The following is a 24,176-nucleotide window of genomic DNA, read 5'->3' on the forward strand; positions in this document are numbered from 1 at the left end:
GCTCACCCGCCGAACGCCGCCATTGCCGCATGCAGTTCGGGGGCGTCCTTTGCGGCATCGGAAAGAGGCACGCCCGCGACTGCCGCGTCCCACGCCAGCCGCAGCGCGCGCACGCCGGCCGTGGGACCGTCGGGATGCGCCATGATCCCACCGCCGGCGGCGAACATCAGGTCGACCGTGCCGAGCGCCTGATAGGTCGCGGCGGCCTGCATCACCGATTGGCCCGAAGAGAAGACCGGCATGATCTCGCAGCCGGGATGCGGCGGATCGAACATCGGCGTCAGGCATTCGCGGGCCGAGGCGATCACGCTCTCGTTGGTCTCGCAGAACTTGTTGTCGATGCCGTTGACATGGGTGTGGTCGATCCCGGCGAGGCGCCACAATTTCTGGAAGGCGATGTAGCTCATGCCCAGCGCCGGCGAGCGGCCGAGCATGCCCCAGCCGTTGCGATGGCCGTGGATCGGCAGCTGCGAATGCGCGCGCAAAACCTTCATCGCGGGGAGGCCGATCGCGTTCATGCTCGCCATGATGCAGGTGCCACCTTCGGCCAGCACATGATCGTGGCGGGCGAGCATCTCGTCCATGTCGCCGGTCAGGTTCGCGGCGTACATCACTTGTCTGCCGGTGCGATCGGCGTGGTCGCGGATCACCCGCATCACCGCGGAAATCCGCGCGTCGAAAGGACAATGCGGGCCATCCGCCTGCAGCTCGTCGTCCTTGATGAAGTCGACGCCCGCTTCGATGAGGACGCGTACCTGCTCGGCGGTGGCTTCGGGCGAGAGGCCGACGCTGGGCTTGATGATCGTGCCGATGATCGGCCGATCATGGACGCCGGCCAGCCTGCGCGTGCCCGCAACGCCGAATTGCGGCCCCTGATAGCGCTCGAGAAATGCCGGGGGCAGGTGCAAGTCGACGAGCTTGAGCCCGGAAAAGCCTTCAGCTCGGAGAGATTGCCAGCGATCGCCGCCAGCAGATTGGGCAGCGACGGGCCGAAATTGGCCAGCGGCCACGACAAGGTGACGCGCGCAGTACGCCGGCGCCCGTCGCCGCCGCCCTTCGGCAGGCCCGATCCGGGCAGCGAAGGCGTGGCGACATCGCCGAGCTCGACCAGTTCCTCGACCCGTGCGGCATGCGCTTCACGCAGCGCATCGGTCTCGCCCGGAACGCGAATGAAGGTGCCGGTCGATTGCTCGCCCGCCATGGTCGCCGCCGCCTGTTCGAGCGGGAAGGCGGTTTCGATGATGTAGGTCGCGGTGACCCGATCGCTGCTGGTCATCACGCAGTCTTGAAATAGGTCGCGGTGCGTTCGGTATCGACCGCGTAATAAGGCACGAACACGAGGTCGCGGCCGCCGACATGGGTGCGATAGGCCTCGGGCTGGCCCGGCATCGGCTGAAGACCGCGCGGCAAGGCGACCGCCTCGTTCTCTATCCCCTCCCAGGGATTGATCCCGACATACATCACCGCGCCGCGCATCAGCGCTTGCAAATTCGGGTTCTGATCATCGATCGCCAGCCCGCGCAGCGGTTGAGGCAGATTGAGCTCGACTGTGTCGCCGGCTTTCCAGACCCGATCGACCAGCGCCAATTGTCCGGCCGCAGCAGGCCGCGCCTTGCCGTTGACCGAAACCGTCGCGCTTTTGCTCCACGCGGGAATGCGCAGCTTCATCGCGAAGCGGCCATTGCCCGGCTTGCGCACGGTCAGGCGGACCTTGTCGGCCGCCGGATAGTCGGTTTCCTGCACGACCTCGACTGTGCCGCCGGGACGGTTCCAGGTCACTTCCGACGGCGCGTACAAATTGACCAGCAGTGCGTCGTCGTCGTGGAAATAGAGGTTGAGCACGTAATCGGCGACGCCCTGCACCAAAGTGCCCGAGCAGCACGGCCATTTCTGGTGATAATAGCGCTTCTCGCCCTTGCTCCCGTAATCGGAATAATAGGGATAGCCGCCGTCGCTGTCCGGGGTGCGCGTGGCGAGCATCGTATTGTAGAGCGTGCGTTCGAGCCCGTCGCCATAGACCGGATCGCCGGTGAAGCGGATCAGATAGCGCGCGAGCTTGAGGTCGGCGAAGGCGCCGCACGGTGTTTCGAAATGCGCCTTCGAGCTTTGCAGGCTGGCGGCGAGCTTGCCCTGGTGCAGATGGACGAACTGTTCCTCCGGCCCCCAGCCGCCGCTGGCGAAGCGCTGCGGCTCCATGAACTTCCAGGCGTTTTCCAGTGCCTTGCGGTATTTGACGTCGCCGAGATGGAGATAGGCCTGCGCGCCGGAACTGAGGGCGATCGTGTGACTGTACGCATGCTTTTCCGGCAGCACGTCCTGCCCCGCGGCGAGCGGATCGAACCATTCCTTGTCGAGCAGATAGTGGACCGCCATCTGCCGGTACTTGTCGTCGCCGGTGATGTCGGCGACATGGAACAGGTTCTCCGACATGATGTACGTCTCGTCGTACGGCGGATTGACCTTGCCGATCCGGTCGCGTGAGACCGGCGAGATATAGGGGCGGCACTTCTCGATGATGATCGACAGCAAGGGCTTCGCCTGCTCGACGCCGCTCAGGCGATAGGCGTCGATCATCCCGACGACGTATTTGTCCATGACATAAGCGGCCCACTGCTCCTGTGCCTTCGGTCCGGCGTACGGGTTGGAGGCTTTGACGAACGCCTTGCCAAAACCGTCGACCAGCGCCGCGACCTTGACGTGCGCGGCCTTGTCCCCGGTCGCGGCGCCGATACGGGCGAGGCCGGAGATGTACTGGCCGATCGTCAGGCCGGGAACGAAGCCGTCGCGATCGTACCAGCCGCCCATGTCGGGCCCGGGCGCCGGAAGCCCGGCATTCTGGCGGAAGGCCTTGAGCACGCGATCATTGTCCAGCGCCATGTAGTGCGCATGGACCTGATCGTATTGGCGCTTGATCCGTCCGCCGGTGAGCCGCACCGCGCCATAGGGAAATTCGTGGATCGCTTCCTTGCCCGGCAGCGCCGGAGCGGCTCCGGCGGCGTGGGCCGCGAACGCAGTGGGAAGCGCGCCTGCCGTGCCCGCGCAAGCTGCGCAGTGCAGCACCGCGCGGCGAGAGAAAATCCCACTGTGTGAGCCGGTCATATCGATCCTCTGCCTGCTGGTTCGCTGATATCGGCCTGGCGCCCCGAACCCCGGTTCCGAGTGTTCTACCATCCTATCGATTATTTTCGCAATGCGTCTAAAGCGAAGCTGTTCGAAAGTTCGTTTAGTGCGGCGATGGTCGCTGCGGTGCACCTACATCCGCAAGAGATATGATATTATTTTTTGCGTTTGAGCGGGAGCGGGGCCTTCGGCTTGGCACGCTGCCCCCACGATTGGTCACCCTCGGGCGAACTGTTCTGGTGAAACTTCCCGGCGAAGTTCAGCGGAACGTGTGCGGCAGCACGATGTCGGTCACGCGGCGCCGGCCCGCGACGCGGTCGAGCTGGACGTACATGCCGATGCAGCTCCGCACATAATGCCGGACGTCCTCACGATTGAGCCGAGTGCCGCCTTGCAGGACCAGCAGGACGATCTGCTCGATTGCCCGCTCCGGGCTGTCGGCGTGGACAGTGGTCATCGATCCCGGATGCCCGGTGTTGACGGCGCGCAGAAACGCATAGGCTTCCGGACCGCGAAGTTCGCCGAGGATGATCCGGTCGGGACGCATGCGCAGCGAGGCGGCGACGAGATCGTCCGCGGTCACCTGAGCCTCGCCGAGCTCGCTGCGCGACGCCAGCAATCCGACCGCGTTCGCGTGGCGCAGGAGAAGTTCCGGCGTGTCCTCGATGAGGATCAGCCGCTCTTCCGCCGGGATTTCGCGCATCAATGCATTGAGGAACGTGGTCTTGCCCGTGGAGGTGCCACCCGAGACGAGGATGGTCTTGCGGGTGCGCACCGCGGCGGCAAGCGCACCCGCCATATCGCCGCGCTTCAGCAGTTCCGCCAATGTTTCGTCCTGCGTGTCTTCGGTCAGCGCGTCCCGCGCGCGCGCCGTATCGAAAATGCCTTGCTCGACATAATCGGCAAGCGTCAGATCGGGCGAGACATGCTTGCGGATGGCGAGCGCGGGAAAGCTCCTCGTCGCCGGCGGAGCAATCACCTGGACCCGCGCTCCATCGGGTAAAGTGGCCGAGAGGAGTGGATGCTCGCGGCTGATTCCCTGATGCGTGAAAGCGGCGATCTGCGTTGCGAGCCGTATCAGCCACGCTTCGCTCAATTCCGGTATCTCGTGGCGTTCGACCGTGCCGTGGAGGGTCTCGGCCCAGAGCTCGCCGGCGCGGTTGACATAGATGTCGGTCACTTCGCTGCGCGCCAGCACCGGCCCGAAGGGAGCGAGAAAGCTGCGGAGATAGACGCCGCTTTCCCCGAGGGCGGCGACGCTCATTTTGGAATCTCGACCTCGGTGAAATCCAGGTCGCGCGCGACGAAGATGCTGATCGAGGTGCCGGGCTTCACCGTCAGGGTCGGAACCACCCGGGTCGGCTGGGTGATCTGATTGACGCCGTTCAGCGACCCCTGCACCGGCACGATTATGGTGCCGTTGGCCTGGCGCGATGCGAGGTTGACGCCGACGTCCAGTGCCGACTGCAGGATCGCTCCGGAGAAGCGTTCCCAGAAATGGCTGTTGACGTCGGCGCGGATGCCGGTCCGGCCCATTCGGTCCGCGGCCGGCGAGCCGATATTGATCGTTGCACCGTCCGGACGGATGAGGCGGGTCCAATTGATCAGCGCCCGGTTCTGACCCGGGCCGGCATCCGAGCGATACTCGCCGATCAATCGGCTTCCTCTGGGAATCAGCACGCGGGTGCCGTCGAATCCCACCACGTTGCGCGAGACGATCGCACGCGCGAAGCCGGGACGAGTCGAATCGAACCCCGTTTCCAGCACCGCGGGGATGATCGTCCCCTGCATGACGGTGGTCGCGCGATTGGCGAACATGCCGGCACGGGCGCGATCGGTGTCGCTGCCGGGCTGCGCGGGCAGGGCCTGCGGCAACGGGCGCTGTGGGCCGCGCAGTCGCGGTCGAATTGTCGATGACCAGCGGCGTGCCGCTCGCGTTCCGCGGCGGCGCCGGCGGCGGGTTCTGGAACTGTGGCGGCGTGTAGGGCACATAGGCCGGAGGTGCGGGCTGCGGCTGTGGCTGGGGCGCGGGCGGTGCCGGGCGTTCGACATATTGGATCAAGGGCGCGACCGGCGCGGGCTGGGGTTCGGGGGGATCGAGAGCGCCGGCAAGCTTTCCGGCGAGCGCACCGCGTCGACGGGCCGAACGTCCACGCTGGGCGCGGTCAGCGCCTGCCGCCGGGCATTGAGGACGCCGAACAACAGCACTCCGCCCAGTGCCGCGACGATGAGCACGGCGAGCATCGACGGCCCGCCTCTCGGCCGCGCCACGATCGGCAATACCGAACCCGTCTCGACGGGCGGTGGGGGAGGGGAGTGGTCGCCATTATTGCTTGCCGCTCTCCAGCTGCCGCTCGGCCCGCGCGACATTGTTGTCGATCCGGAAGACGAGCCGTGCCGCCACCGAATCGATGACCAGCCGGTCGTCGCGCATCATCCCGTTGACCAGCGTTTCCTTGCCGTTGGCATCCAATGCGAAAACCGCGGGCAGATCGGCGCCCTTGGGCCATTCGATGAACGTGCGTTCGCCGTCGTCGCCCATCGACGAGGGCCAGAGCGTGCGCGTACCGCTTATCTTGTAGCGGTTGATCAGGCCCGATGGCGACGGTGCCGATGCGATGGTCGGCGGCGGCGGCGGGTAGCGAAACCGCAGCGTATATATTGTGGGTGCGGAGGCCGGCGCCAGGTCGAAATGATAGACCCGCACGTTGGTGACCACGGTCATGTTGGTGGCGACTCCGCTCTGGATCGCCTTGAGGATCAGATGCGTGCCGGCGCGGTTTGCCGTCACCTGCCAGGCGCTGCTGTCGCCGACGGCCACGCTGGTGGTCTCCTCGTCGGGCGCCAGCTCGATCATCAGCTCATATCCCGGCGCGCCTTCGATCCGTATCACCTGATCCGCAGTATATTCGACGGTGCGGACGCGGGGATCCGGTAGCGCGTCCTGTGCCGCGATCGGCGACACGGTCCCCAGCGCAGCCGCAAGGAAAGAAGCGCGCAGGATCATAGCTCGACTGCCGGCTTGGCCGGGCGCGGAGGCGGAATGACGACCCCGTTCGCTCCCGGCACGGGCGAGGCGCCCGGAGTTCCGGCGGGCGTGGTCGCAGCAGGTGTGGGCGACGAAGCGGGAGCCGGTTCCGGCGGGAGTGCCTCCGCGCTTCGGCGATAGGTCCGGATCTGGAAGCCGAGCGGATTGACGTAGCGGTCCTCCACCGACATCGGCGCATTCGAATAGTCGTAGCGGACGACCGCCACCCATGGCCGTGCCGCTTCGGGCTGGCGGCCGGCGTCGTGACGGATCGTATCGAACCGCACCAGCGCGCTCTTCTGCCCGATCGCGGAAACGCTCTTCACCCGCACGCTCACCACCGTCGACCGCGGATAGGTCGCCAAGGGACTCGCCGGGTTAGAGGCGGGCATCATCGTGAGATAGTCGGCACGTGCCTGACCCGCCGACCACAGCCCGACCTTGCGATAGTCGGTCTGCAGCGAACTGACGTCGAAGCCCTCGCGCGCGATGACATATTGGACGAGGAACGACTGGGTCAAAGCGGTGTCGCTCGACACCAATTGTGGATCCAGCGGCTTCAGGGCCTGCACATAGCCGGTCTGCCGATCGACCAGCAGCGTATAGGGTTCGACGCGCTTGAGCGGCATCAGCATGATCAGCGCCAGGGCTTCGAAAAAGGCGATCGCCACTGCGACGGCTGCAATTATCCAGGCGACGCGGCGGGATGCGCGCAGCGCGTCCTGGCGATCCTGCGCCCAGCTTTGCGCCTCCTTGAAATAGGCGTCGAGGGACTTGGAGGCTTCCTGTTTCATGCTGAACGATCCCGTCGGCGGGCGCTGGTCGAGATCCGGGCCGTCGTTCGCCGACGCGCGGATCCGTCGCGTGTGCCGGCTGGTGGCTGCACGATGCCGGCTAAGGGCTGATGCACTGCATGTCCCGGCGGAGCGCCAGCCATTGTCCCGCCGCCGCGCACGATCGCCGCGGTCTCGCGTCGCTGGTTCGCCGCTACTGCATCGACGATGGCGGCGGCACGCGAGCGCGTGTCGATCGCCGTCCGGGAACCCTGATGCTCGAAAGCGGCCGTGCCGCGCGTCTCCCGGATCAGGCTATGCTCGCGGAGCGGAACGAGCAGCGTCTCGGGCAAGCGGAGTGCCCAGGCCAAGCGCGCCGTTCCGGCCAGCATCGCGATCAATGTGATCCCGAACACCAATGTCGCGGCGAACAATTGCGCGGGCGCGCCGGGGATCGGTTGTTCGGCCGCGCGCCGCGCCAGCAGATCGGTGAGCCAGGGCTCGAGCAGCGCAAGCTCGACTCCCAGCGTGATCGCGGTCGCCAGTACCCCGAGCACGGTTCCGAGGAGGACCCGTATCCAGCCCGCGAACAGGCCGCGCGTGGAATCGAAGAGCAGGAATCCGATGAACAAGGGCCCCAGTGCCAGCATCAGCCCGGCAAGCAGCCGGAGCCCGGCGAAGGCGCCCATCGCGCCGACGAGGAATACCACCCGCGACGCGCCCAGAGCGAACACGTCGAACCCGCCGAACATCGGCGGCGGCACGCGCTGCACGCTCGGATCGGGAGGCGGTCCCACGCCCTCTATGGCCAGAGCCTCGAAGCCGCGGTCGAGCCCGTCGAGTCGTCCGACCAGCCCTCCATTGGCCCCGGGCACCCCCGCGGGTGCGCCCACAGCCGAGGCGAGTTCGGCGGGCGCATAGAGCGTCACGTCGTAAAGCAGCGTCCGATAGGCCTGCCAGTTGCTCGCCAGCGCCAGCACCAGGCCGATCTTGACCAGCGCGAGCACGCCGCCTCGCACGCCGGGCACTTCGCCGAACAGCATCCGATAGCCGATCAATGCGACGAACAGCGTCAGCACGGACGTGAGGAACAGCGATCCGGTAGACCCGGGCACGGACAGCGCGAGATAGCCTTGCTCGCCGATCGTGCGGGCCTGGCAGTCCATGAAGCCGAGGATGCTCCGGAGATAGCCCGTGTCGGGGGGTAATAAGGACAGGCCATCAGGCGCGCTGCAAAAGGGGTTCGAGCCAGTCTTCGGGCGCGTCGCCGCGTTCCGCGCGAATTTCATCCAGCAGGCGCACGGTGCGCTCGCGCCCGGAAAGGATCGTCAGCAAGTCGCGTTCGCCGGTGAGGTTGAGTCGCGCGACGACGCTCTCGGCGCCATGCTTGATCAGGAAGCAATGCGCATTGTCGGGCAGCGAGCGGATCAGTTCGAACTCATGGTTCGAAAGGCCGAAGCCCTGGATGTAATCCTCGGCGCGGGCGCGTGGATTGGCCATGAAGATCTGCGTCGCAGCCTGCTCGATGATGGCGCTCGCGATCCGGCTCTCCAGCGCGTCCTGCGCGCTCTGGGTGGCGAAGCCGATGATCCCGTTGCGCTTGCGGATCGTCTTTTCCCAGTCCTTGATCCTGCGGACGAACACGTCGTCGTCCAGCGCTTTCCAGCCTTCGTCGATGACGATGATCGCCGCCGATCCGTCGAGCCGCTCTTCCACGCGGTGGAAAAGATACATCATCGCGGGCGTCCGCAACGTCGTGTCGTCGAGCACCTGCGTCATGTCGAAGCCGACCGATTCGGCGGCGAGATCGGTGCGATCGTCGGCATTGTCGAAGAGCCAGGCGCGCTCGCCTTCACCCCACCACGGCGCCATTCGCGACCACAGGTCGCCGGCGGTGGCGCGGTGCGCGCCGCGAAAGAGTTCCACCAGGAAGCGCAGCCGGCGATGCTCGATCGGCTGGCGGTAATTCGCGTCGACTGCGTCCTTGATCCGCGCCAGTTCCTCGACATCGGCGGCTCCGGCGAGTTGCGTCAGCCAGTCGATCAGGAACTGCCGGTTCGCAGGCGTGTCCGGCAGGCGAAGGGGATTGAGTTCCGAAGCCGTTCCCGGCCGGAGCACGTCGTATCGTCCGCCGATCGCGCGGATGAAGAGTTCCGCGCCGCGATCCTTGTCGAAGAAGATGATCCGCGGAGCATATTTCCGCGCCTGCGCCAGCAGGAAATTGAGCACGACGGTCTTTCCCGATCCGGACGGGCCGATGACCGTGAAGTTGCCGAGATCCCCCTGGTGGAAATTGAAGAAATACGGACCGGCTGCAGTGGTTTCGAGCAACGTCACCGCATCGCCCCAATGGTTGCCGACCGGCTGGCCGATGGGGAAATTATGTCCGCTGGCGAAGCCGGCGAAATTCCCGGTCGAAATCAGTCCGCGCCGGGCAATGAACTTGAAATTGCCCGGAAATTGGGCCCAGAAGGCGGGTTCGAGCGCGATCTCCTCGCGCACCGCGATGATGCCGAGCTCGGAAAGCGACGCCTGGACTTCCGCCACGCCCGCGTCGACGGCGGCGGGCGTGTCGCCGTGCACGGCGATCGTCATATGGTGCTCGCCAAAGGCCGAACGGCCGCCGGCGACTTCGTCTTTCGCCTGACCGAGATCCGCTCTGAGGCTCATTGCCTCGTCTTCCGCCGAACGCATCCGCCGCAAGGCGAGATTCATCCGGCCGAGCGCAGCTTGCCGGTCGACGAAGCCGAACGACTGCGAAACCGTCAACTCGAAGGGCAGACGAAGCAGCTCGTCGAACATTCCCGGGCCGGTCTGCCCCGGATAGTCCTTGATCGAAACGATCCCGGTGAACGTGCGCGGCAGCGCGCCTGCCGGACCGAGTTCGACCGTCTCCTCGCCGAAACTCACGCGCCGATACGGAAGATAGGAGGCTATCTCCTCGAACGGCAGCAGCACCGGGCGCTCTTCGCGATTGTAGAGCTGCGAGAGGAATTCGAGCGGCTCCGAACAGGGCCCTTGGTCGGTATCGTATGTTCCGAGCAGGCGAGGCTCGTAGCTGCCGAGTGCGGCCATCAGCGCGTCGCGGGCAGTGTCGAGCTGGCGCAAGTCGGCGGCGATCGAGGCGCCGTCGTCGTTCGAGCCGCGCCCGAGGGACTCGCGGATGCGATCGAGCAGGCCGACACGGCCCTGGAGCGGGCGTCGCACCAGCGTCAGATAGAGATCGTTGACGTAGAGCCGCTTAGCCGCGAGGCGGGATTGCCATGCAGTTGCCAGCCGACGCGAAAAAGGGTCCCGGTAATCGCCGTCGAGCGCCGCTTGCGACTGGCGCCGGATCACGTGGTGGTAGATCGCGAAACGCGAGGAGCCGATGGCCTGCAGCATCGCGTCGCGTAGGCGTTTGCGATAGTTGATCTCGTCGGTGTCGGTCGTCTCGAACAGGAAGCCGCGCAATTGCACTACCTGCAGCAACAGCCCGTCGCGGGTCTCGATCGTCGTGCGATCGACATGCCGGGCATAGGGCAAATTGCGCCCGGCGGGCGCCTCGCGCTCGACCGTCCTGCGGTCGCGGGTCAGGGCCGGTAGGAGTTGCATCGCCAGATCGCGTAGTTCTTGACGCGCGGGCAACGGCCGATCCGCACCAGCCAAAGATCGAAGAAGCGCGGCTCGCGCACGCAGAGCAGCATTCCGGCCAGATGGACGAGCAGCGCCGCGAGGACGATCCACGCCGAGCGGAAGATCAGGAACAGCTCAGTGGCGAGCACTGCGTTCGCGACGAAATAGCTGTAGGCCACGCCGGCGAACATCTGCGGACGCGTCAGGGCAACGAACAACGGGTCGCGATCGAGCCCCTCCATTCGCTATTGTCCCAGGCTGGCAGTCGACTGGATTCCTGCCACGATGCTGGCGGCACCGAAAAGAATGAAGCAGCCCAGGATTACGGTTGCGCCGTAGCGCCAGTTGATCTCGTCCGGTCAGCATCAGAAAACCGACCGACGCGATCGCGATTACCGCCACCACGGTGGCGATCGTGCCGAGCAGGGTGCCTTCCAGCCATCGAACCGCGTTGACGATGGGGCCCGAACCCGCGGGATCGCTGAACGTATCCTGCGCCGTCGCGACGGCAGACCATATCAGGGTCGAAGCCGCACCAAGCCTGCTCGCAATGCGACAAATACGCGACATTGTCATTACGTCCGCCCCTTAATGGTCAATGATAACGCGATCTTTCGGCAAATGCCAAGGGCAAACCAGAGCGTTTTGAGCGTAGCTTCGCCGGGCCGATTACTTTCCGCCATTGTGTTTCGACAGGGTTGGAATCGAGCGTAAATGCTCCTCCATCCTCATGCCGGCCGCGCGCGTGCGCGTTGGAGATGCAAGAATTGCATCATCAAAGCTTGCGCAGTGGCAGCGGTGTCAAATATGCCTCGTTTTGGGCCGCTTTCGGCCGGGGGTGCGCAATGTCCAGCCGTCCGACGATCAAGGAAGTCTCGAAGATCGCAGGCGTGTCCTTCAAGACCGTCTCGCGCGTCCTCAATAACGAGAAGCATGTCAGCGAGGAAACCCGCCGGCGCGTCGAGGAAGTCGTGGCGCGGCTCAACTTCCGCCCCAGCCATGCGGCGCGCACGCTCGCCGGGCGGCGTTCGTTCCAGGTGGCGTTGCTCTACGACAATCCCAGCCCTTATTACGTCTATCACATCCAGCTCGGCGCGCAGCAGCGCTGCAGCGAACTCGGCTATCGACTGTTGCTCCAGCCGATCGACAGCCAGTCGCCCGATCTGGTTTCGAACGTGATGGCGCTGGTCGACGAGGCGCATCTGGACGGGGTGATCCTGTCGCCGCCGGTCACCGAGATCGCGGCCCTGCTCGACGAGCTCGACCGGCGCGGACTGCCTTATGTCCGCATCGCACCCGGTGCGCGCAAGGACAGCGGCATGGCGGCGGCGATCGACGACGTCGCGGCCGCGCGCGAAGTCACCGAGCATCTGATCGGGCTCGGCCACCGCGCGATCGGGTTCATCCGCGGGCTCGACAGCCACGTCTCGACCTGGGAGCGCCTGCAGGGCTATCGCGAGGCGCTCGAGGCGCACGGCATCGCCTTCGACGAAGGCCTGGTCGTCGCGGGCGAGAACAGCTTCACTTCGGGCGGCGAGGCGGCGCGGCAATTGCTGGAACGCACGCCGCGGCCCAGCGCGATCTTCGCCGGCAACGACGATATGGCGGCGGGCGTCTTGGCGGTGGCGCACGAGGCCGATATCGACGTGCCCGGCCAGCTCTCGATCGTCGGTTTCGACGATTCGGATCTCGCCCGGGCGGTATGGCCGCCGCTGACGACGATGCGCCAGCCGGTGCGCGAGCTGGCTTATGCTGCAGCCGATCTGATGCTCTCGCCGGAGGCCGAGCCGCGCGTAACGCTGGAGCACAAGCTGATGATCCGTTCGACCACCGGTCCGGCGCCGCGTTAACCACGATCCCGGGATTCCAGGGCCTGCTACCCTCGGGGCGGCGCGCGAAGCGTGTCCCGTAACAAAACGCACGTTAACCTTCTTCTGTGCTGGCCATAAAAGTAAACGAAGCGTTAACTCCTGCGATGCAAAGCCAACTCGTCGCCGAGGGCCATGCCCGCCGCCACCCGTTCCGCAGCCATATGCGGCGCGTCTCCGCGATCGAGCGCAAGGTCAGCGACGACAGCGACTGGAAGCTTTTCGCGCTGAGCTTCAGCGCCTTCTTCGTCTGCTTCTACACCTTCATCGTCTAGAACGCCGCCTCTCAGGGAATCGGATCGAGCCCGTGGGGCAGGTCCTCGGCCTTGTAGAGCCGCCATGCGCAATATGCCGAGGCGAGGCATAAAAGGAATACGATCCAGATCGCGTGGACCACGTCGACGCCGGGGATGTTGGTGAAGCCGAGAACGCCCACCGATCCGGCGACCATCGCCCCCGAATTGACGATATTGTTGGCCGCCACGGTGCGCGAGGTCTGCGACTTGTCGACCGTCGTGGTGAGGAAGGCGTAGAGCGGCACGACGAACATGCCGCCGGTGATCGCGATCATCGCGAGGTCGAACAGCACCCGCCACGCATCGGGCAATGCGAGGAAGTTCGCGGTCTTGAGCAGCGGCCCCTCGCTCACCGGAAAATACAGAGCGGCGAAGAAGAAATCGACGACGAACAGCGACATGGCGAGCACCGACGCCGTCGCATATTTCGCCGAGACGTGGCCCTTGAGCAACCGGTTGATCACCACCGATCCGATCGCGATGCCGACCGAGAAGATCGCGAGGAATACGCTGGCGACGTCCTTCTGGGCATGGAACACGTTCTTCACCAGCGGCGGGAAGAGCACGCCCAGCACCGCGGCGATCGTCCAGAACACGCTGATCGCGACGATGGCGAGATACAGGCGCGGGATGTGCATCGTCGCGCCGATCAATCGGGCGGAGGCGCGGAAGATGTTGTAATCCAGCTTCAATTTGGTGAGCGGCGGCGCCGGCGGGATCTTGAGCGACGCCAGCCAGCCGATCATCGCCACGCCCACCACGGCGAAGGCCGCGACGGTCGGGCTGATCAGTCCGCCCGCGATCGTGCCGAACAGAATGGCGATATAGGTTCCGGCCTCGACCAGCCCGGTGCCGCCCAGCACTTCGTCCTCGTTCAGATGCTGGGGCAGCACGGCATATTTGATCGGGCCGAAAAAGGTCGAGTGGATGCCCATGCCCACCAGAGCGACCAGCATCAGCGGCAGGCTCTTGATGAAGATGCCGAGCGCGCCGACCAGCATGATCACGACCTCGGCGGCCTTGATGATCCGCATGATCTTCGCCTTGTCGTAGCTGTCGGCGAGCTGCCCGGCGAGCGCGGAAAACAGGAAGAAGGGCAGGATGAAGATGCCGGTGGCGATCGCGCTGAACTGCGTTTCCTGCTCGACCGAACTGAAAATCTGATAGGTCGCGAAAAAGATCATCGCGTTCTTGAAGAGGTTGTCGTTGAACGCCCCCAGAAACTGCGTGACGAACAGCGGCAGGAACCGGCGCTCCTTCATCAACCCGAGCGCACCGATCATATCCTGCCACGTCCTTGAAGCGCGGGAGGACCCCGCCAAACGACGCGTCGGCATAGCCGAGCGTCACGGAACGTATCAACCGCCATGTGCGTCCCACATCCATGACGAAGACTGTTTCGGCTCCCGCACGACCGGTACCAGAGCCCGGACCCGCTCCGTCAGGGCCGTTGCGGATATCGGCTACGGACCCTAGGCAGAGACGATGCTGACGTTGCCCAACATCCTGACGCTCTCGCGGATCGTCACGGTGCCGCTGCTCGCGGCCTTTCTGTGGTGGCCCGAGTGGCGGACCGGCTATGCCGTCGCCTTCGCGATCTACTGCCTGATGGGCATCACCGATTATTTCGACGGCTATCTGGCGCGCGCGCAGGGCACCGTCTCCAAGCTCGGCGTGTTCCTCGATCCGATCGCCGACAAGATCATGGTCGCCGCGGTGATCCTGATGCTGGTGGGCAAGGGCGTGATCGCCGATTTCCACTTGATCGCAGCCTTGATCATCCTGCTGCGCGAGATCACCGTGTCGGGACTGCGCGAGTTCCTCGCCCAGCTCCAGGTGTCGGTCCCCGTCTCCCAATTGGCCAAGTGGAAGACGACGCTCCAGCTCGTCGCGTTCGGCGCGCTGATCCTCGGCCAGGCGGTGCCGCAATATCCGTGGGTGGCGTTGCTGGGGCTGATCACTCTGTGGAGCGCGGCGGTGCTCACCGCGATCACCGGCTGGGACTATATGCGCGTCGGCCTCAAGCACATGGATACGTGATGGACCTGCTCTATTTCGCCTGGGTCCGCGAGCGTATCGGGACGGGAGCGGAGCAGCGCGATCCGCCCGAAGCGGTGCGCAACGTCGCCGATCTGATCGACTGGCTGGCGACGCTCAGCCCCGGCCATGCCGAGGCGATGCGCGAGCCCGAACGGTTGCGCGCGGCCATCGACCAGAAGTTCGTGCCGCTCGATACGCTGCTGGGCGATGCGCGCGAAGTCGCGATCTTCCCTCCGGTCACCGGCGGATGATCCGGGTCTCGATCGACGACGCGCCGATCGAGCTGGGCGTCGAAGTCGCCGCGCTGGAGGAACGAGGCGCGGGTGCCGTGGCGACTTTCACTGGCGTCGTCCGCGGCGATGACGGCGTGACCGCGCTCGAGCTGGAGCATTATCCGGGCATGACCGAAGGGGCGCTGATCGCGCTGGCGGAAGTCGCGATGCAGCGCTGGTCTTTGCTCGGCGTCACCATGGTCCACCGGGTCGGCGTGATGGTTCCCGGCGACCGCATCGTTTTCATCGGCACCGCCGCGGAGCATCGCCGCGAGGCGCTGGAGGCCTGCGCCTATCTGATCGACCGGCTCAAGACCGACGCGCCCTTCTGGAAGCGCGAGACGCGGGGCGAGGCGGCCCGCTGGGTCGAGGCGCGCGGGAGCGATGCGGATGCGGCGGGGCGCTGGAACGCCGTCGACTAAAGTCATTGTGCTCCGGCCTTCGCCGGAGCACGAACGAGCGCTCACGCCGAATCAGCCAGCACCTGCGCCAACAGCCGGAAGTCCCGTTCGCGCGGACTCGCCTTGCGCCACACGAGCGCAATGTGCCGCGAGGCATTCTCCGCATCGAGCGGCCGCGCAGTCACCTGGGTATGGTCGAGGATGCCCGCGTCGATCGCCATCTCGGGCAGCATCGTGACGCCAAGGCCGTTGTCGACCATCTGCACCATGGTGTGCAGCGAGGTGCCGAGCATTGTCGCCTCGGCGCGCAATTCGGGCCGGTTGCACGCGGCGAGGGCGTGGTCCTTCAGGCAATGCCCATCCTCGAGCATCAGCAGCCGGTTGGCGTCGATATCGGCCGGGCGGATCGTCGGGGTCGGGTCCATCTCGCCCTCGGGAAAGGCGACGAACAGCCGGTCGTCGAACAACGGCGCCGCCTCCACGTCGCCGCAGCCGAAGGGGAGGGCCAGCAGCACGCAATCGGTGCGCCCGTGATGGAGCTGCTCGCAGGCCTGCCCGCTGGTCTCCTCGCGCAGGAACAGCTTGAGCTCGGGATATTCGCGCCGCAGCCGCGGCAGGATGCGGGGAGCAGGAACGGCGCGATCGTCGGGATGACGCTCATCCGCATCTCCCCCGACAGCGGCCGCCCCGCCGCGCGGGCAAGGTCGCCCAGCTCGTCCGCCTCGCGCAGCACGCGCCGCGCCTTGTCGACGATCCGCTCGCCGAGCGGCGTAAAGCGGACGACCCGCCGCGTCCGCTCGACCAGCACCACGCCGATCAGCGTCTCGAGCTCGCGGATTCCGGCGGAAAGCGTGGACTGGGTGACGAAACAAGCCTCCGCCGCGCGGCCGAAATGACCGGAATCGTGCAGCGCGACGAGGTATTGCAGCTGCTTGAGCGTCGGGAGATAGGTTGCTGCCACTGATCGCCTCTATCGATTGAAAAGGCGTATATAAGTGATTTCTTCTCTTACGTCATCCCGGCGAAGGCCGGGACCCAGAGTCAGGCAGGGCATCGCCTCGTGGCTCTGGATCCCGGCTTCCGCCGGGATGACGAGGAAGTTCAAGCCGCCGCCTCGACCAGCTCTTCCGTCGGCAACCGGATCAGATAATCGAACGCCGACAGCGCCGCCGTGGACCCCGCGCCCATCGCGATGACGATCTGCTTGTACGGCACCGTCGTCGCGTCGCCCGCGGCGAAGATCCCCCGCTGCGAAGTCTCGCCGCGCGCGTCGATCTCGATTTCGCCTCGCGGGCTCAGCGCCACCGAATCCTTGAGCCACTCGGTGTTCGGCACCAGCCCGATCTGCACGAAGATGCCTTCGAGTTCGATCTGGTGCTCGGTGCCGTGGTTGCGGTCCTTGTAGATCAGCCCGGACACCTTCTCGCCGTCACCGCGCACTTCGGTGGTCAGCGCCGAAGTGATCACCTTGACGTTCGGCAAGGTCGCCAGCTTGCGCTGGAGCACGGCGTCGGCGCGCAGGTCGCTGTCATATTCGATCAAGGTGACGTGCGCCACGATCCCGGCCAGGTCGATCGCCGCTTCCACGCCCGAATTGCCGCCACCGATCACTGCGACGCGCTTGCCCTTGAACAGCGGCCCGTCGCAATGCGGGCAATAGGCCACGCCCTTGTTGCGATATGCGTCCTCGCCGGGCACGCCCATCTGCCGCCAGCGCGCGCCGGTCGACAGGATCACGGTCCGCGCCTTCAGCGACGCCCCGTTGGCCAGCCGCACTTCGTGCAGCCCGCCCTCGGTCGGCGCCGGAATCAGCTTTTCGGCGCGCTGGAGGTTCATGATGTCGACGTCGTAGTCCTTGACGTGCTGCTCCAGATGCGCGGCGAGCTTGGGCCCTTCGGTGTGCGGCACCGAAATGAAATTCTCGATCGCCATCGTGTCGAGCACCTGCCCGCCGAAGCGCTCCGCCGCCACGCCCACGCGGATGCCCTTGCGCGCGGCATAGATCGCCGCCGCCGCGCCCGCAGGCCCGCCGCCGACCACCAGCACGTCGAAGGCATCCCTGGTCCTGATCTTCTCGGCCGCGCGCGCCTCCGCGCCGGTGTCGAGCCTCGCGACGATCTGCTCGAGCTCCATCCGGCCCTGCCCGAACGGCTCGCCGTTGAGGAACACCGTCGGCACCGCCATCACTTTCCGGGCATCGACTTCGTCCTTGAACAAGGCGCCGTCGATCGCGACGTGCTTGATCCGCGGATTGAGCACCGCCATCAGGTTCAGTGCCTGCACCACGTCGGGGCAGTTCTGGCACGACAGCGAGAAATAGGTCTCGAATTCGAAGTCGCCGTCGAGTTCCTTGACCTGCTCGATCAGCTCCTGCGCCGCGCGAGACGGATGCCCGCCGACCTGCAGCAGCGCCAGCACCAGCGACGTGAATTCATGCCCCATCGGCAGACCCGCGAAGCGCACGCCGATATCGGTGCCGGCGCGGCGGATCATGAAGCTGGGTTTACGCGCATCGTCCTTGCGCACGACGCTGATGTCGTCGGAAAGCGCCGCGATGTCGTTCAGCAGGCGCTCGAGTTCGCCCGATTTGGCATCGTCGCCCAGGCTGGCGACGAGCTCGATCGGCTGCTTGATGTTGACCAGATAGGTCTTGAGCTGCTGCGTCAGATTGGCGTCGAGCATCGGGTACTCCCAAGGAACTGGAACAACCGTTCGCCCTGAGCCTGTCGAAGGGCGGCCCACCACGGGCGCGTCGCTTGAGGCTAGGTGCCCTTCGACAGGCTCAGGGCGAACGGGGTGAGAAGAAAACGGCCCGGGATGGTAGTCCACCCCGGGCCGAATCGGCGCCTCCCACAAGGGGAGGGGAGGAGGCGCCTTAGGTCTTAGATCTTGCCGACGAGATCCAGCGAGGGAGCGAGCGTCGCTTCGCCCTCTTCCCACTTGGCCGGGCAGACTTCGCCCGGATGCGCGGCAATATACTGTGCGGCCTTGATTTTCCGCAGCAGCTCGGCAGCGTTGCGGCCGACGCCTTCCGACGTGATCTCGACCAGCTGGATCACGCCCTCGGGATCGACGACGAAGGTGCCGCGGTCCGCAAGGCCCTGACCCTCACGCAGCACGTTGAAGTTCGTGCTGAGAACGTGGTTCTGGTCGCCGAGCATATAGTAATTGATCTTGCCGATCGCCGGCGAGGTGTCGTGCCAAGCCTTGTGGCTGAAATGCGTGTCGGTCGAAACCGAATAGACCTCGACACCCATCTTCTGGAGAGTCGGGTAGATGTCGGCCAAGTCTTCGAGCTCGGTGGGGCACACGAAGGTGAAGTCGGCCGGGTAGAAGAAGAAGACCGCCCACTTGCCGCGCGTATCGGCGTCGGTGACCTGGACGAACTTGCCGTCCTTATAGGCCTGCGCCGTGAACGGCAGAATCGTGCTTCCGATGAGCGCCATGCGTGAATTCCTCCAAAGGCATTGTGTTGCAATGCGGGATATAAGCGTGCTGCGGCGCAATGCTAATGGGAAGCTTCGCTCGCGGTGATCGAGTGAGACGATCAGTGGGGGTATTGATCGATTGACCGCCGACACACACATGCCGTCAATCCCGGCGAAGGCCGGGATCCAGAGCCAAGCAATACTGTCCGAGCAGAGTAACCCTGGATCCCGGCCTTCGCCGGGATGACGAAACGCGTCGGGACACTGCGTCGCGGCGCCGAACCTTACCGCAGCGCGAGGTAAAGATTGTAGATGCTGGTCAGCGTCAGCACGATGCCGACCATCAGCATCAGCGTCTTGGGCTCAACCCGCTTCGCCAGCCGCGCCCCCAGCGGCGCCGCGATCACGCCGCCGATCAGCAGCCCGACCGTCGCGACGGTGAAGGCCTCGAGCCCGAGCTGGGTGATGAAGGTCGCCGAAATGGTGGCGGTCACGAAGAATTCGGCAGTGTTGACCGTGCCGATCGTCATCCGCGGGCTCGATCCCTGGACGAGCAGGTTGCTGGTCACCACGGGCCCCCAGCCGCCGCCGCCCGCTGCGTCGAGGAAGCCGCCGACGAGCCCCAGCGGCTCGACGATCTTGGGGCTGCGCTCCTGCGGCGGATAATGGCGGCTGCGCCACAGCAGATACAGGCCGATCGCCGTCAGATACGCGAGAATGAACGGCTTGGCGGTCGCTGCGTGGATGTTGGAGAGCACATAGGCTCCCAATGCGCCGCCGATCACGCCGGGCACCGCGATGCGCAGGAACAGCTTCCAGTTCACGTTCTTGTGGACCGCGTGGCTGATCCCGGAAACGGCGGTAGTGAAGGTCTCCACGGTGTGAACGCCCGCCGAAGCCATTGCAGGGGCACGCCCAGGCTCAGCAGCAAGGTGTTCGAGATCACGCCGAACGCCATGCCGAGCGCACCGTCGACCATCTGCGCGGCAAAGCCGACGGCGATGAAGGGGAGCAGCGCCGAGAGGTCAATTCCGAAGATCATCCGCGCCCTTTGCAAGCCGTTGGATGCGCAGGAATGCCGCGCCCGCCGAATTCCCACAAGATACATCGTGTTTAGACGGGACAAGCCCTGCGGGGGCCGTTCTGGAAATCCGGCGCGCAGTGCACTAAATGGGCGCGGCAAAGGGGAACCGGCCATGTTCCGTCGATTGAAGGCCTATCTCGATTCGATTCACGCGCGCGATCCCGCGCCGCGCAGCCGTGCCGAAATCCTGCTCTATCCGGGCGTGTGGGCGGTCTTCTATCACCGCATCGCGCATCGGCTGTACCGGGGCGGCTGGTTCTTCCTTGCGCGCGCAGTCAATCACTGGTCGCGCTGGATGACGGCGATCGACATCCATCCGGGCGCGACGATCGGCCGCAATTTTTTCATCGATCACGGCTTCGTGGTGATCGGCGAGACCGCCGAGATCGGCGACGACGTCACCATCTATCAATGCGTCACCCTGGGCGGCACCAGCCCCGATAACGGCGTCGCGGGCAAGCGCCACCCGACGATCCTGAACGGCGTGATCATCGGTTCGGGCGCGCAGGTGCTGGGGCCGGTCACCGTCGGCGAGCGCTCGCGGATCGGCGCCAACGCCGTGGTGACCAGGGACGTGCCCGAAGGCGCGGTGATGGTGGGCATCCCCGCCAGGTCCACCTTGGTCGAGGCGGGGACGTGGCAGAAGGATTTCGTCCCCTATGGCACGCCGTGCAGCGAGCTGTTCGATCCCGCCACCCAGAAACTCGAGATCATGCGCTGCGAGCTCGAAACGCTCCGCAAACGGCTCGACGCGATGATCGAGGACGGCGGTAAATCCACCGCCAGGGAGCGCCGCGACCGCGCCTGATGGGTATCGTCACGCCTCTGCCGGTCGGCCGGCCGTCGCAGGTCGGTTTCGAACGCCTCGAACTGACGCGCATCCTCGATCTGTACGGCCGGATGGTCGCCGCGGGGCACTGGAAGGACTATGCCATCCAGTTCGACCGTGACGCCGCGGTGTTCGCCGCCTTCCGCCGCGCCGCCGAACGCCCCGAATACCGGATCGAGAAATGCCCTGCGCTGCGCAACCGCCAGGGCATGTGGGCCTTGGTCAACGAGGCCGGGATGATCCTCAAGCGCGGCCACGAGCTCGGCCCGGTGCTCGCCCCGGTCGAGCGGCGGCTGATGAAGCTGGTGGGGGAGTAGAGCTGGCGGAGGGCGGCTTGTGGTGGTGAACTGCCATCGCCGTATTCTCGTCACCCCGAGCTTGACCCCGGGGTGACGAGGAATTCGAGCCTCCGCCACTGCGTGTAAACGCCCTTCGTCCGCAGCAGGCGTCTCCTGCCTAAAAGCAGCACTGGCAATGTAGGATTTGTTCTGCTTTCGTTCGGTGATGCGCAGCTTGCGGCAGCACCTTGGCGTCACGCCCTCGCACCGTGGTTGTCGCTTGACTCGCAAATGCCCAAACGAGTCAAGCGCGCGCCGGTTGACTCGCTGTGTCGAAGGGCAAAATCCACGGAAATCCGTGCCTTTTCAGCCCAACCAAAAGGTTGGTAGCCTTGTCCGTGCCAACCTTCCGGTTGGCTGGCGGGAGGGCCGCACCAAGCCGGAATCGGCCCGTCCCGCATATCCCGACACAGCATGCGCCACAAAGCAAAAGGGCCCGAAAAGCTCCCGGGCCCTTTCACAACCGCAGATTCTCGTATCAGGCGACGGCGAGCTGCTGCGTCGGCGGCAGCCGGCCCTCCAGATCCTTGCCGAGCAGGCCCACCACGTGGCGGCGCATCGGCTGCCAGAAGGCGGAGAGCGTGAGCAGCGCCGATCCGATCACCAGAGCGGTCAGCGCCGCTGCCAGCTCGACTGCGCCGCTCTGCTCGAACAATGCGAACATCGCCCACAGCACATAGACGAGGCTGGAGACGAGCAGCGCGCGGCGGTCGACTGCCAGCGCCACTGCGGCGAAGACCACGTAGAGCGCGAGCACCACGCCGGCCATCGGGGCGCCGATGTCGCCGTCGAACACGCCGAGCATGTGGAACACCGGGTGCGCGATCAGCGGCGCCGCCGCCAGATGGAGCCAGAAGGCGACGTCCGAGCGGCGCGTCCGGCGCTCGCGATCCGATATGTCCCAGCGCATCGCGAAGACGAAGACCAGCACGCCGGCGATCAGCAGCATCAGGTTGAGCGAATCCTGCGAAGCGGGAACGAACGCAGTGATCGCCCCGACCCCCACTGCCACCAGCGCTATCGCACCCACCGCGACGGTGATCGGCACCATGAAGCGCCGCCAGTGCAGCCATGTCGCGCCGGCGGTGAGGATTCCGGTGACGACCCCCATCACGCCCGCCAGCTGGCGCTGCTGCAGCTCGGTGGTGAGGCCGAACTGCTCCGAAAGCCACGGCGCATTGGCCACCCAGATCGCGCCGAAGCCGGCAAAGATGCCACCCGCGAAACCGAGCAGCAGCAGAATGCTGGGGAGGGCCATGCGGCGCTGCCTGGTGAAATATTCGGCGAGCAGCCAGCTGGTGATCGCCACTGCGAACCCGCCGAACGCGACGGCGACGCCCACCTGGCGGGGCCCCTCGGTCGTATCGAGATCCATGATCTTCGCGCCGATGTAAAAGCCGATCCAGCCCACCGCGACGAGGATCAGCATCGCCGCGATGCCGACGAAGACGTCGTTGAAGCCGGTCAGCAGCCGGAAACTCTCTTCGTCGACGGTCGGCGTCGATCGGCTAGCCGCTACGTGGTTTCTGAGGGCCGCCGCGGCGTCCTGCGAGATCGCTCCCGCCTCCACCGCGCCTGCCAGGTCGCTTTCGCTGTACATGGGCAATCCTCCTGTTGTGAGGATCGCCGTAGCATAAGTGTATTAGTGAGGCAATACGGTGAGGCGCTACTGCAGCCGGGACATGATCGACATGGTCTGCTCGGCGCCCGAATTGGGGACGATCTCGCCCTTGCGGTCGATGATCTCGGCCCATTGCGCGGCGACGCTTTCGGGGTCGGCTCGGTCAGCCTCGCGCCGGGGGTCAGCGTGACATAAGCGGCTTGCACCACGCCGGCGCCGGCGCCGATGATCATGTTGGTCGGCGCGTCCTCGGAGACGAGGAACAGCGCAGCGGGCGCCACATTCTCCGGCGCGAACGCCTTGAACGCCGCTTCGGGGAAGATGTCCTCGGTCATGCGGGTGCCGGCGACGGGCGCGATCGTGTTGACCTTGATCCCATATTTGGCGCCTTCGAGATGCAGGGTCTTGGCCAGCCCCGCCAGGCCCAGCTTGGCCGCGCCGTAATTCGCCTGGCCGAAATTGCCGAACAGTCCGGTCGACGAGGCGGTCATCAGGATCCGGCCGTAATTCTGGTCGCGCATCGTGTCCCACACCGCCTTGGTGCAGTTGGCCGATCCGTTGAGATGCACGTCGACGACGAAGCGGAAATCCTCCGGCTCCATCTTGGCGAAGCTCTTGTCGCGCAGCACGCCGGCGTTGTTGATCAATATGTCGATCCGGCCCCATCGCGCCTTGGCCGCTTCGACCATCGCGACCATCTGGTCATATTCGGTGACGCTGCCGCCGTTGGAGAATGCCTCGCCGCCCGCAGCTTCGATCTCGCGCACCACCGCGAGCGCGGCATCCGAATGGCCGGTGCCGTCGCGCGCGCCGCCGAGATCGTTGACGACCACCTTCGCGCCGCGCCGCGCCAGCTCGAGCGCATAGGCGCGGCCAAGGCCACCGCCCGCGCCCGTCACGATGGCGACGCGATTGTCGAAACCTATGGTCATGGAAGCGCTCCCCAAATCTATGGAGCGCTTCCTATGACGCCGTCACCGCGGGCGCAAACCCGCGTTGTCGCTCAGCGGCCGCCGCGCTGGCGGCACTGGTCCTTCACGGTCTTCGAGCAGGGGGATATTCCTGCTGCGCCGCGGGCGGGGGCCAGCCGTCATCGGTGCGGGGGTCGATGCCGCCGACGGAGCCGGCGCGGCTGCCGCGTCGGGCGTCGTCGGAGCAGCTGCCGCATCGGCCGGAGGCGTCGTGGCGGCTGCGTCGGGCGGCGTCGCCGTTGCGTCGGGCGTCGTGCCCGCGCCGGTGGTGCCGGGCGTGGTCGACTGGGGATCGGCGGGCGTCGACGCGTCAGGCGTCGTGGTTTGCGCAGGGGTCTGCTGGCTGGCGGGCACGTCCTGTGCCGCCGCGGTGCCGCTGATGATCAGCGCGGCGGCCATGATCGTCCATTTCATTCGCACGTCCTTTTCTCGCTACGGAGCCCCCGTTGCGGAAGAGAAACGTATATCCTGCACAGAATGTTGCGCGTCCGG

22 protein-coding genes and 5 pseudogenes are annotated in these 24,176 nt (G+C 65.8%); 7 read left to right on the top strand and 20 right to left on the bottom strand.

The genetic code is table 11. From position 1 onward, the window contains the following. Nucleotides 1-2: 2 nt before the first annotated feature. From PIB19_RS22020 to PIB19_RS22075, 12 genes and pseudogenes are all read right to left on the bottom strand, one after another. Nucleotides 3-908: a RuBisCO large subunit C-terminal-like domain-containing protein gene (locus PIB19_RS22020; protein WP_271239047.1), complete on the bottom strand. Its 906-nt coding sequence runs from the start codon at nucleotides 906-908 to the stop codon at nucleotides 3-5. 80 nt (nucleotides 909-988) lie between these two features. After that, nucleotides 989-1,276 (bottom strand): annotated as a pseudogene (locus PIB19_RS23900) (ribulose 1,5-bisphosphate carboxylase); the annotation flags it as partial. Next, nucleotides 1,276-3,099: a beta-L-arabinofuranosidase domain-containing protein gene (locus PIB19_RS22030; RefSeq protein WP_271239049.1), complete on the bottom strand. Its 1,824-nt coding sequence runs from the start codon at nucleotides 3,097-3,099 to the stop codon at nucleotides 1,276-1,278. The gene PIB19_RS22030 and the pseudogene PIB19_RS23900, both read right to left, overlap by 1 nt. Nucleotides 3,100-3,379: 280 nt before the next feature. Next, entirely contained in the window at nucleotides 3,380-4,384 is a 1,005-nt protein-coding gene (virB11, locus tag PIB19_RS22035) for a P-type DNA transfer ATPase VirB11 (protein ID WP_271239050.1), read from the bottom strand. Further along, a complete protein-coding gene (locus tag PIB19_RS22040; protein WP_271239051.1) occupies nucleotides 4,381-4,995 on the bottom strand; it encodes a TrbI/VirB10 family protein in 615 nt (204 codons plus the stop codon). The genes virB11 and PIB19_RS22040 overlap by 4 nt, the downstream gene beginning before the upstream one ends. A 183-nt stretch (nucleotides 4,996-5,178) precedes the next feature. Beyond that, nucleotides 5,179-5,364: a hypothetical protein gene (locus PIB19_RS22045; protein ID WP_271239052.1), complete on the bottom strand. Its 186-nt coding sequence runs from the start codon at nucleotides 5,362-5,364 to the stop codon at nucleotides 5,179-5,181. 82 nt (nucleotides 5,365-5,446) lie between these two features. Next, on the bottom strand, nucleotides 5,447-6,085 hold the full coding sequence (locus tag PIB19_RS22050) for a TrbG/VirB9 family P-type conjugative transfer protein (protein WP_271239053.1): 639 nt from the start codon (nucleotides 6,083-6,085) through the stop codon (nucleotides 5,447-5,449). Between the two features lie 38 nt (nucleotides 6,086-6,123). Beyond that, nucleotides 6,124-6,942, bottom strand: a complete 819-nt coding sequence (locus PIB19_RS22055; protein WP_271239054.1) for a virB8 family protein — start codon at nucleotides 6,940-6,942, stop codon at nucleotides 6,124-6,126. After that, nucleotides 6,939-8,087 carry a type IV secretion system protein gene (locus PIB19_RS22060; RefSeq protein ID WP_271239055.1) on the bottom strand — a complete coding sequence of 383 codons (1,149 nt, stop codon included), beginning with the start codon at nucleotides 8,085-8,087 and terminating at the stop codon, nucleotides 6,939-6,941. The genes PIB19_RS22055 and PIB19_RS22060 overlap by 4 nt, the downstream gene beginning before the upstream one ends. A 55-nt stretch (nucleotides 8,088-8,142) precedes the next feature. After that, entirely contained in the window at nucleotides 8,143-10,515 is a 2,373-nt protein-coding gene (locus tag PIB19_RS22065) for a VirB4 family type IV secretion/conjugal transfer ATPase (RefSeq protein ID WP_271239056.1), read from the bottom strand. Next, a complete protein-coding gene (locus PIB19_RS22070; protein WP_271239057.1) occupies nucleotides 10,494-10,778 on the bottom strand; it encodes a type IV secretion system protein VirB3 in 285 nt (94 codons plus the stop codon). The genes PIB19_RS22065 and PIB19_RS22070 overlap by 22 nt, the downstream gene beginning before the upstream one ends. Before the next feature lie 3 nt (nucleotides 10,779-10,781). Beyond that, nucleotides 10,782-11,112: pseudogene (locus tag PIB19_RS22075) on the bottom strand (TrbC/VirB2 family protein). A 269-nt stretch (nucleotides 11,113-11,381) separates the two neighbouring features. Here PIB19_RS22075 and PIB19_RS22080 point away from each other — a divergent pair. After that, nucleotides 11,382-12,386, top strand: a complete 1,005-nt coding sequence (locus PIB19_RS22080) for a LacI family DNA-binding transcriptional regulator (RefSeq protein WP_271239058.1) — start codon at nucleotides 11,382-11,384, stop codon at nucleotides 12,384-12,386. Between the two features lie 125 nt (nucleotides 12,387-12,511). Next, nucleotides 12,512-12,679 carry a hypothetical protein gene (locus tag PIB19_RS22085; protein WP_271239059.1) on the top strand — a complete coding sequence of 56 codons (168 nt, stop codon included), beginning with the start codon at nucleotides 12,512-12,514 and terminating at the stop codon, nucleotides 12,677-12,679. 11 nt (nucleotides 12,680-12,690) lie between these two features. Here the strand turns inward: PIB19_RS22085 and PIB19_RS22090 are convergent, their stop codons facing one another. Continuing rightward, on the bottom strand, nucleotides 12,691-13,983 hold the full coding sequence (locus tag PIB19_RS22090; protein ID WP_271239060.1) for an MFS transporter: 1,293 nt from the start codon (nucleotides 13,981-13,983) through the stop codon (nucleotides 12,691-12,693). 202 nt (nucleotides 13,984-14,185) lie between these two features. Here PIB19_RS22090 and pgsA point away from each other — a divergent pair, with 202 nt between their 5' ends. From pgsA to PIB19_RS22105, 3 genes are read left to right on the top strand one after another with little or no spacing between them, the layout of a single operon-like run. Continuing rightward, nucleotides 14,186-14,740, top strand: a complete 555-nt coding sequence (gene pgsA, locus PIB19_RS22095) for a CDP-diacylglycerol--glycerol-3-phosphate 3-phosphatidyltransferase (protein ID WP_271239061.1) — start codon at nucleotides 14,186-14,188, stop codon at nucleotides 14,738-14,740. Beyond that, nucleotides 14,740-14,991, top strand: a complete 252-nt coding sequence (moaD, locus tag PIB19_RS22100) for a molybdopterin converting factor subunit 1 (protein ID WP_271239062.1) — start codon at nucleotides 14,740-14,742, stop codon at nucleotides 14,989-14,991. The genes pgsA and moaD overlap by 1 nt, the downstream gene beginning before the upstream one ends. Next, nucleotides 14,988-15,434 carry a molybdenum cofactor biosynthesis protein MoaE gene (locus PIB19_RS22105; RefSeq protein WP_271239063.1) on the top strand — a complete coding sequence of 149 codons (447 nt, stop codon included), beginning with the start codon at nucleotides 14,988-14,990 and terminating at the stop codon, nucleotides 15,432-15,434. Before moaD ends, PIB19_RS22105 begins: the two co-directional genes overlap by 4 nt. A 41-nt stretch (nucleotides 15,435-15,475) precedes the next feature. Here the strand turns inward: PIB19_RS22105 and PIB19_RS22110 are convergent. From PIB19_RS22110 to PIB19_RS22125, 4 genes and pseudogenes are all read right to left on the bottom strand, one after another. Continuing rightward, nucleotides 15,476-16,374, bottom strand: a pseudogene (locus PIB19_RS22110) (hydrogen peroxide-inducible genes activator). A 140-nt stretch (nucleotides 16,375-16,514) separates the two neighbouring features. Continuing rightward, a complete protein-coding gene (ahpF, locus tag PIB19_RS22115; RefSeq protein WP_271239064.1) occupies nucleotides 16,515-18,095 on the bottom strand; it encodes an alkyl hydroperoxide reductase subunit F in 1,581 nt (526 codons plus the stop codon). 200 nt (nucleotides 18,096-18,295) lie between these two features. Continuing rightward, nucleotides 18,296-18,859, bottom strand: a complete 564-nt coding sequence (ahpC, locus tag PIB19_RS22120; RefSeq protein ID WP_271239065.1) for an alkyl hydroperoxide reductase subunit C — start codon at nucleotides 18,857-18,859, stop codon at nucleotides 18,296-18,298. 266 nt (nucleotides 18,860-19,125) lie between these two features. Then, nucleotides 19,126-19,883 (bottom strand): annotated as a pseudogene (locus PIB19_RS22125) (sulfite exporter TauE/SafE family protein). Nucleotides 19,884-20,037: 154 nt separating this feature from the next. Between PIB19_RS22125 and epsC the strand changes: the two are divergent. Together epsC and PIB19_RS22135 are read left to right on the top strand one after the other, a co-directional pair. Next, entirely contained in the window at nucleotides 20,038-20,733 is a 696-nt protein-coding gene (epsC, locus tag PIB19_RS22130) for a serine O-acetyltransferase EpsC (protein WP_271239066.1), read from the top strand. Beyond that, entirely contained in the window at nucleotides 20,733-21,071 is a 339-nt protein-coding gene (locus PIB19_RS22135) for a DUF2794 domain-containing protein (protein ID WP_271239067.1), read from the top strand. The genes epsC and PIB19_RS22135 overlap by 1 nt, the downstream gene beginning before the upstream one ends. A 499-nt stretch (nucleotides 21,072-21,570) precedes the next feature. Here PIB19_RS22135 and PIB19_RS22140 read toward each other — a convergent pair whose 3' ends face one another. The 3 genes and pseudogenes from PIB19_RS22140 to PIB19_RS22150 form a co-directional block, all read right to left on the bottom strand. Beyond that, nucleotides 21,571-22,692, bottom strand: a complete 1,122-nt coding sequence (locus PIB19_RS22140; protein ID WP_271239068.1) for a hypothetical protein — start codon at nucleotides 22,690-22,692, stop codon at nucleotides 21,571-21,573. A 66-nt stretch (nucleotides 22,693-22,758) separates the two neighbouring features. Next, nucleotides 22,759-23,645 (bottom strand): annotated as a pseudogene (locus PIB19_RS22145) (SDR family NAD(P)-dependent oxidoreductase). 42 nt (nucleotides 23,646-23,687) lie between these two features. Continuing rightward, nucleotides 23,688-24,098, bottom strand: a complete 411-nt coding sequence (locus PIB19_RS22150; RefSeq protein WP_271239069.1) for a hypothetical protein — start codon at nucleotides 24,096-24,098, stop codon at nucleotides 23,688-23,690. Between the last annotated feature and the right edge of the window lie 78 nt (nucleotides 24,099-24,176).

The sequence above is a fragment of the Sphingomonas sp. 7/4-4 genome, assembly GCF_027941955.1.
GTDB lineage: Bacteria > Pseudomonadota > Alphaproteobacteria > Sphingomonadales > Sphingomonadaceae > Sphingomonas.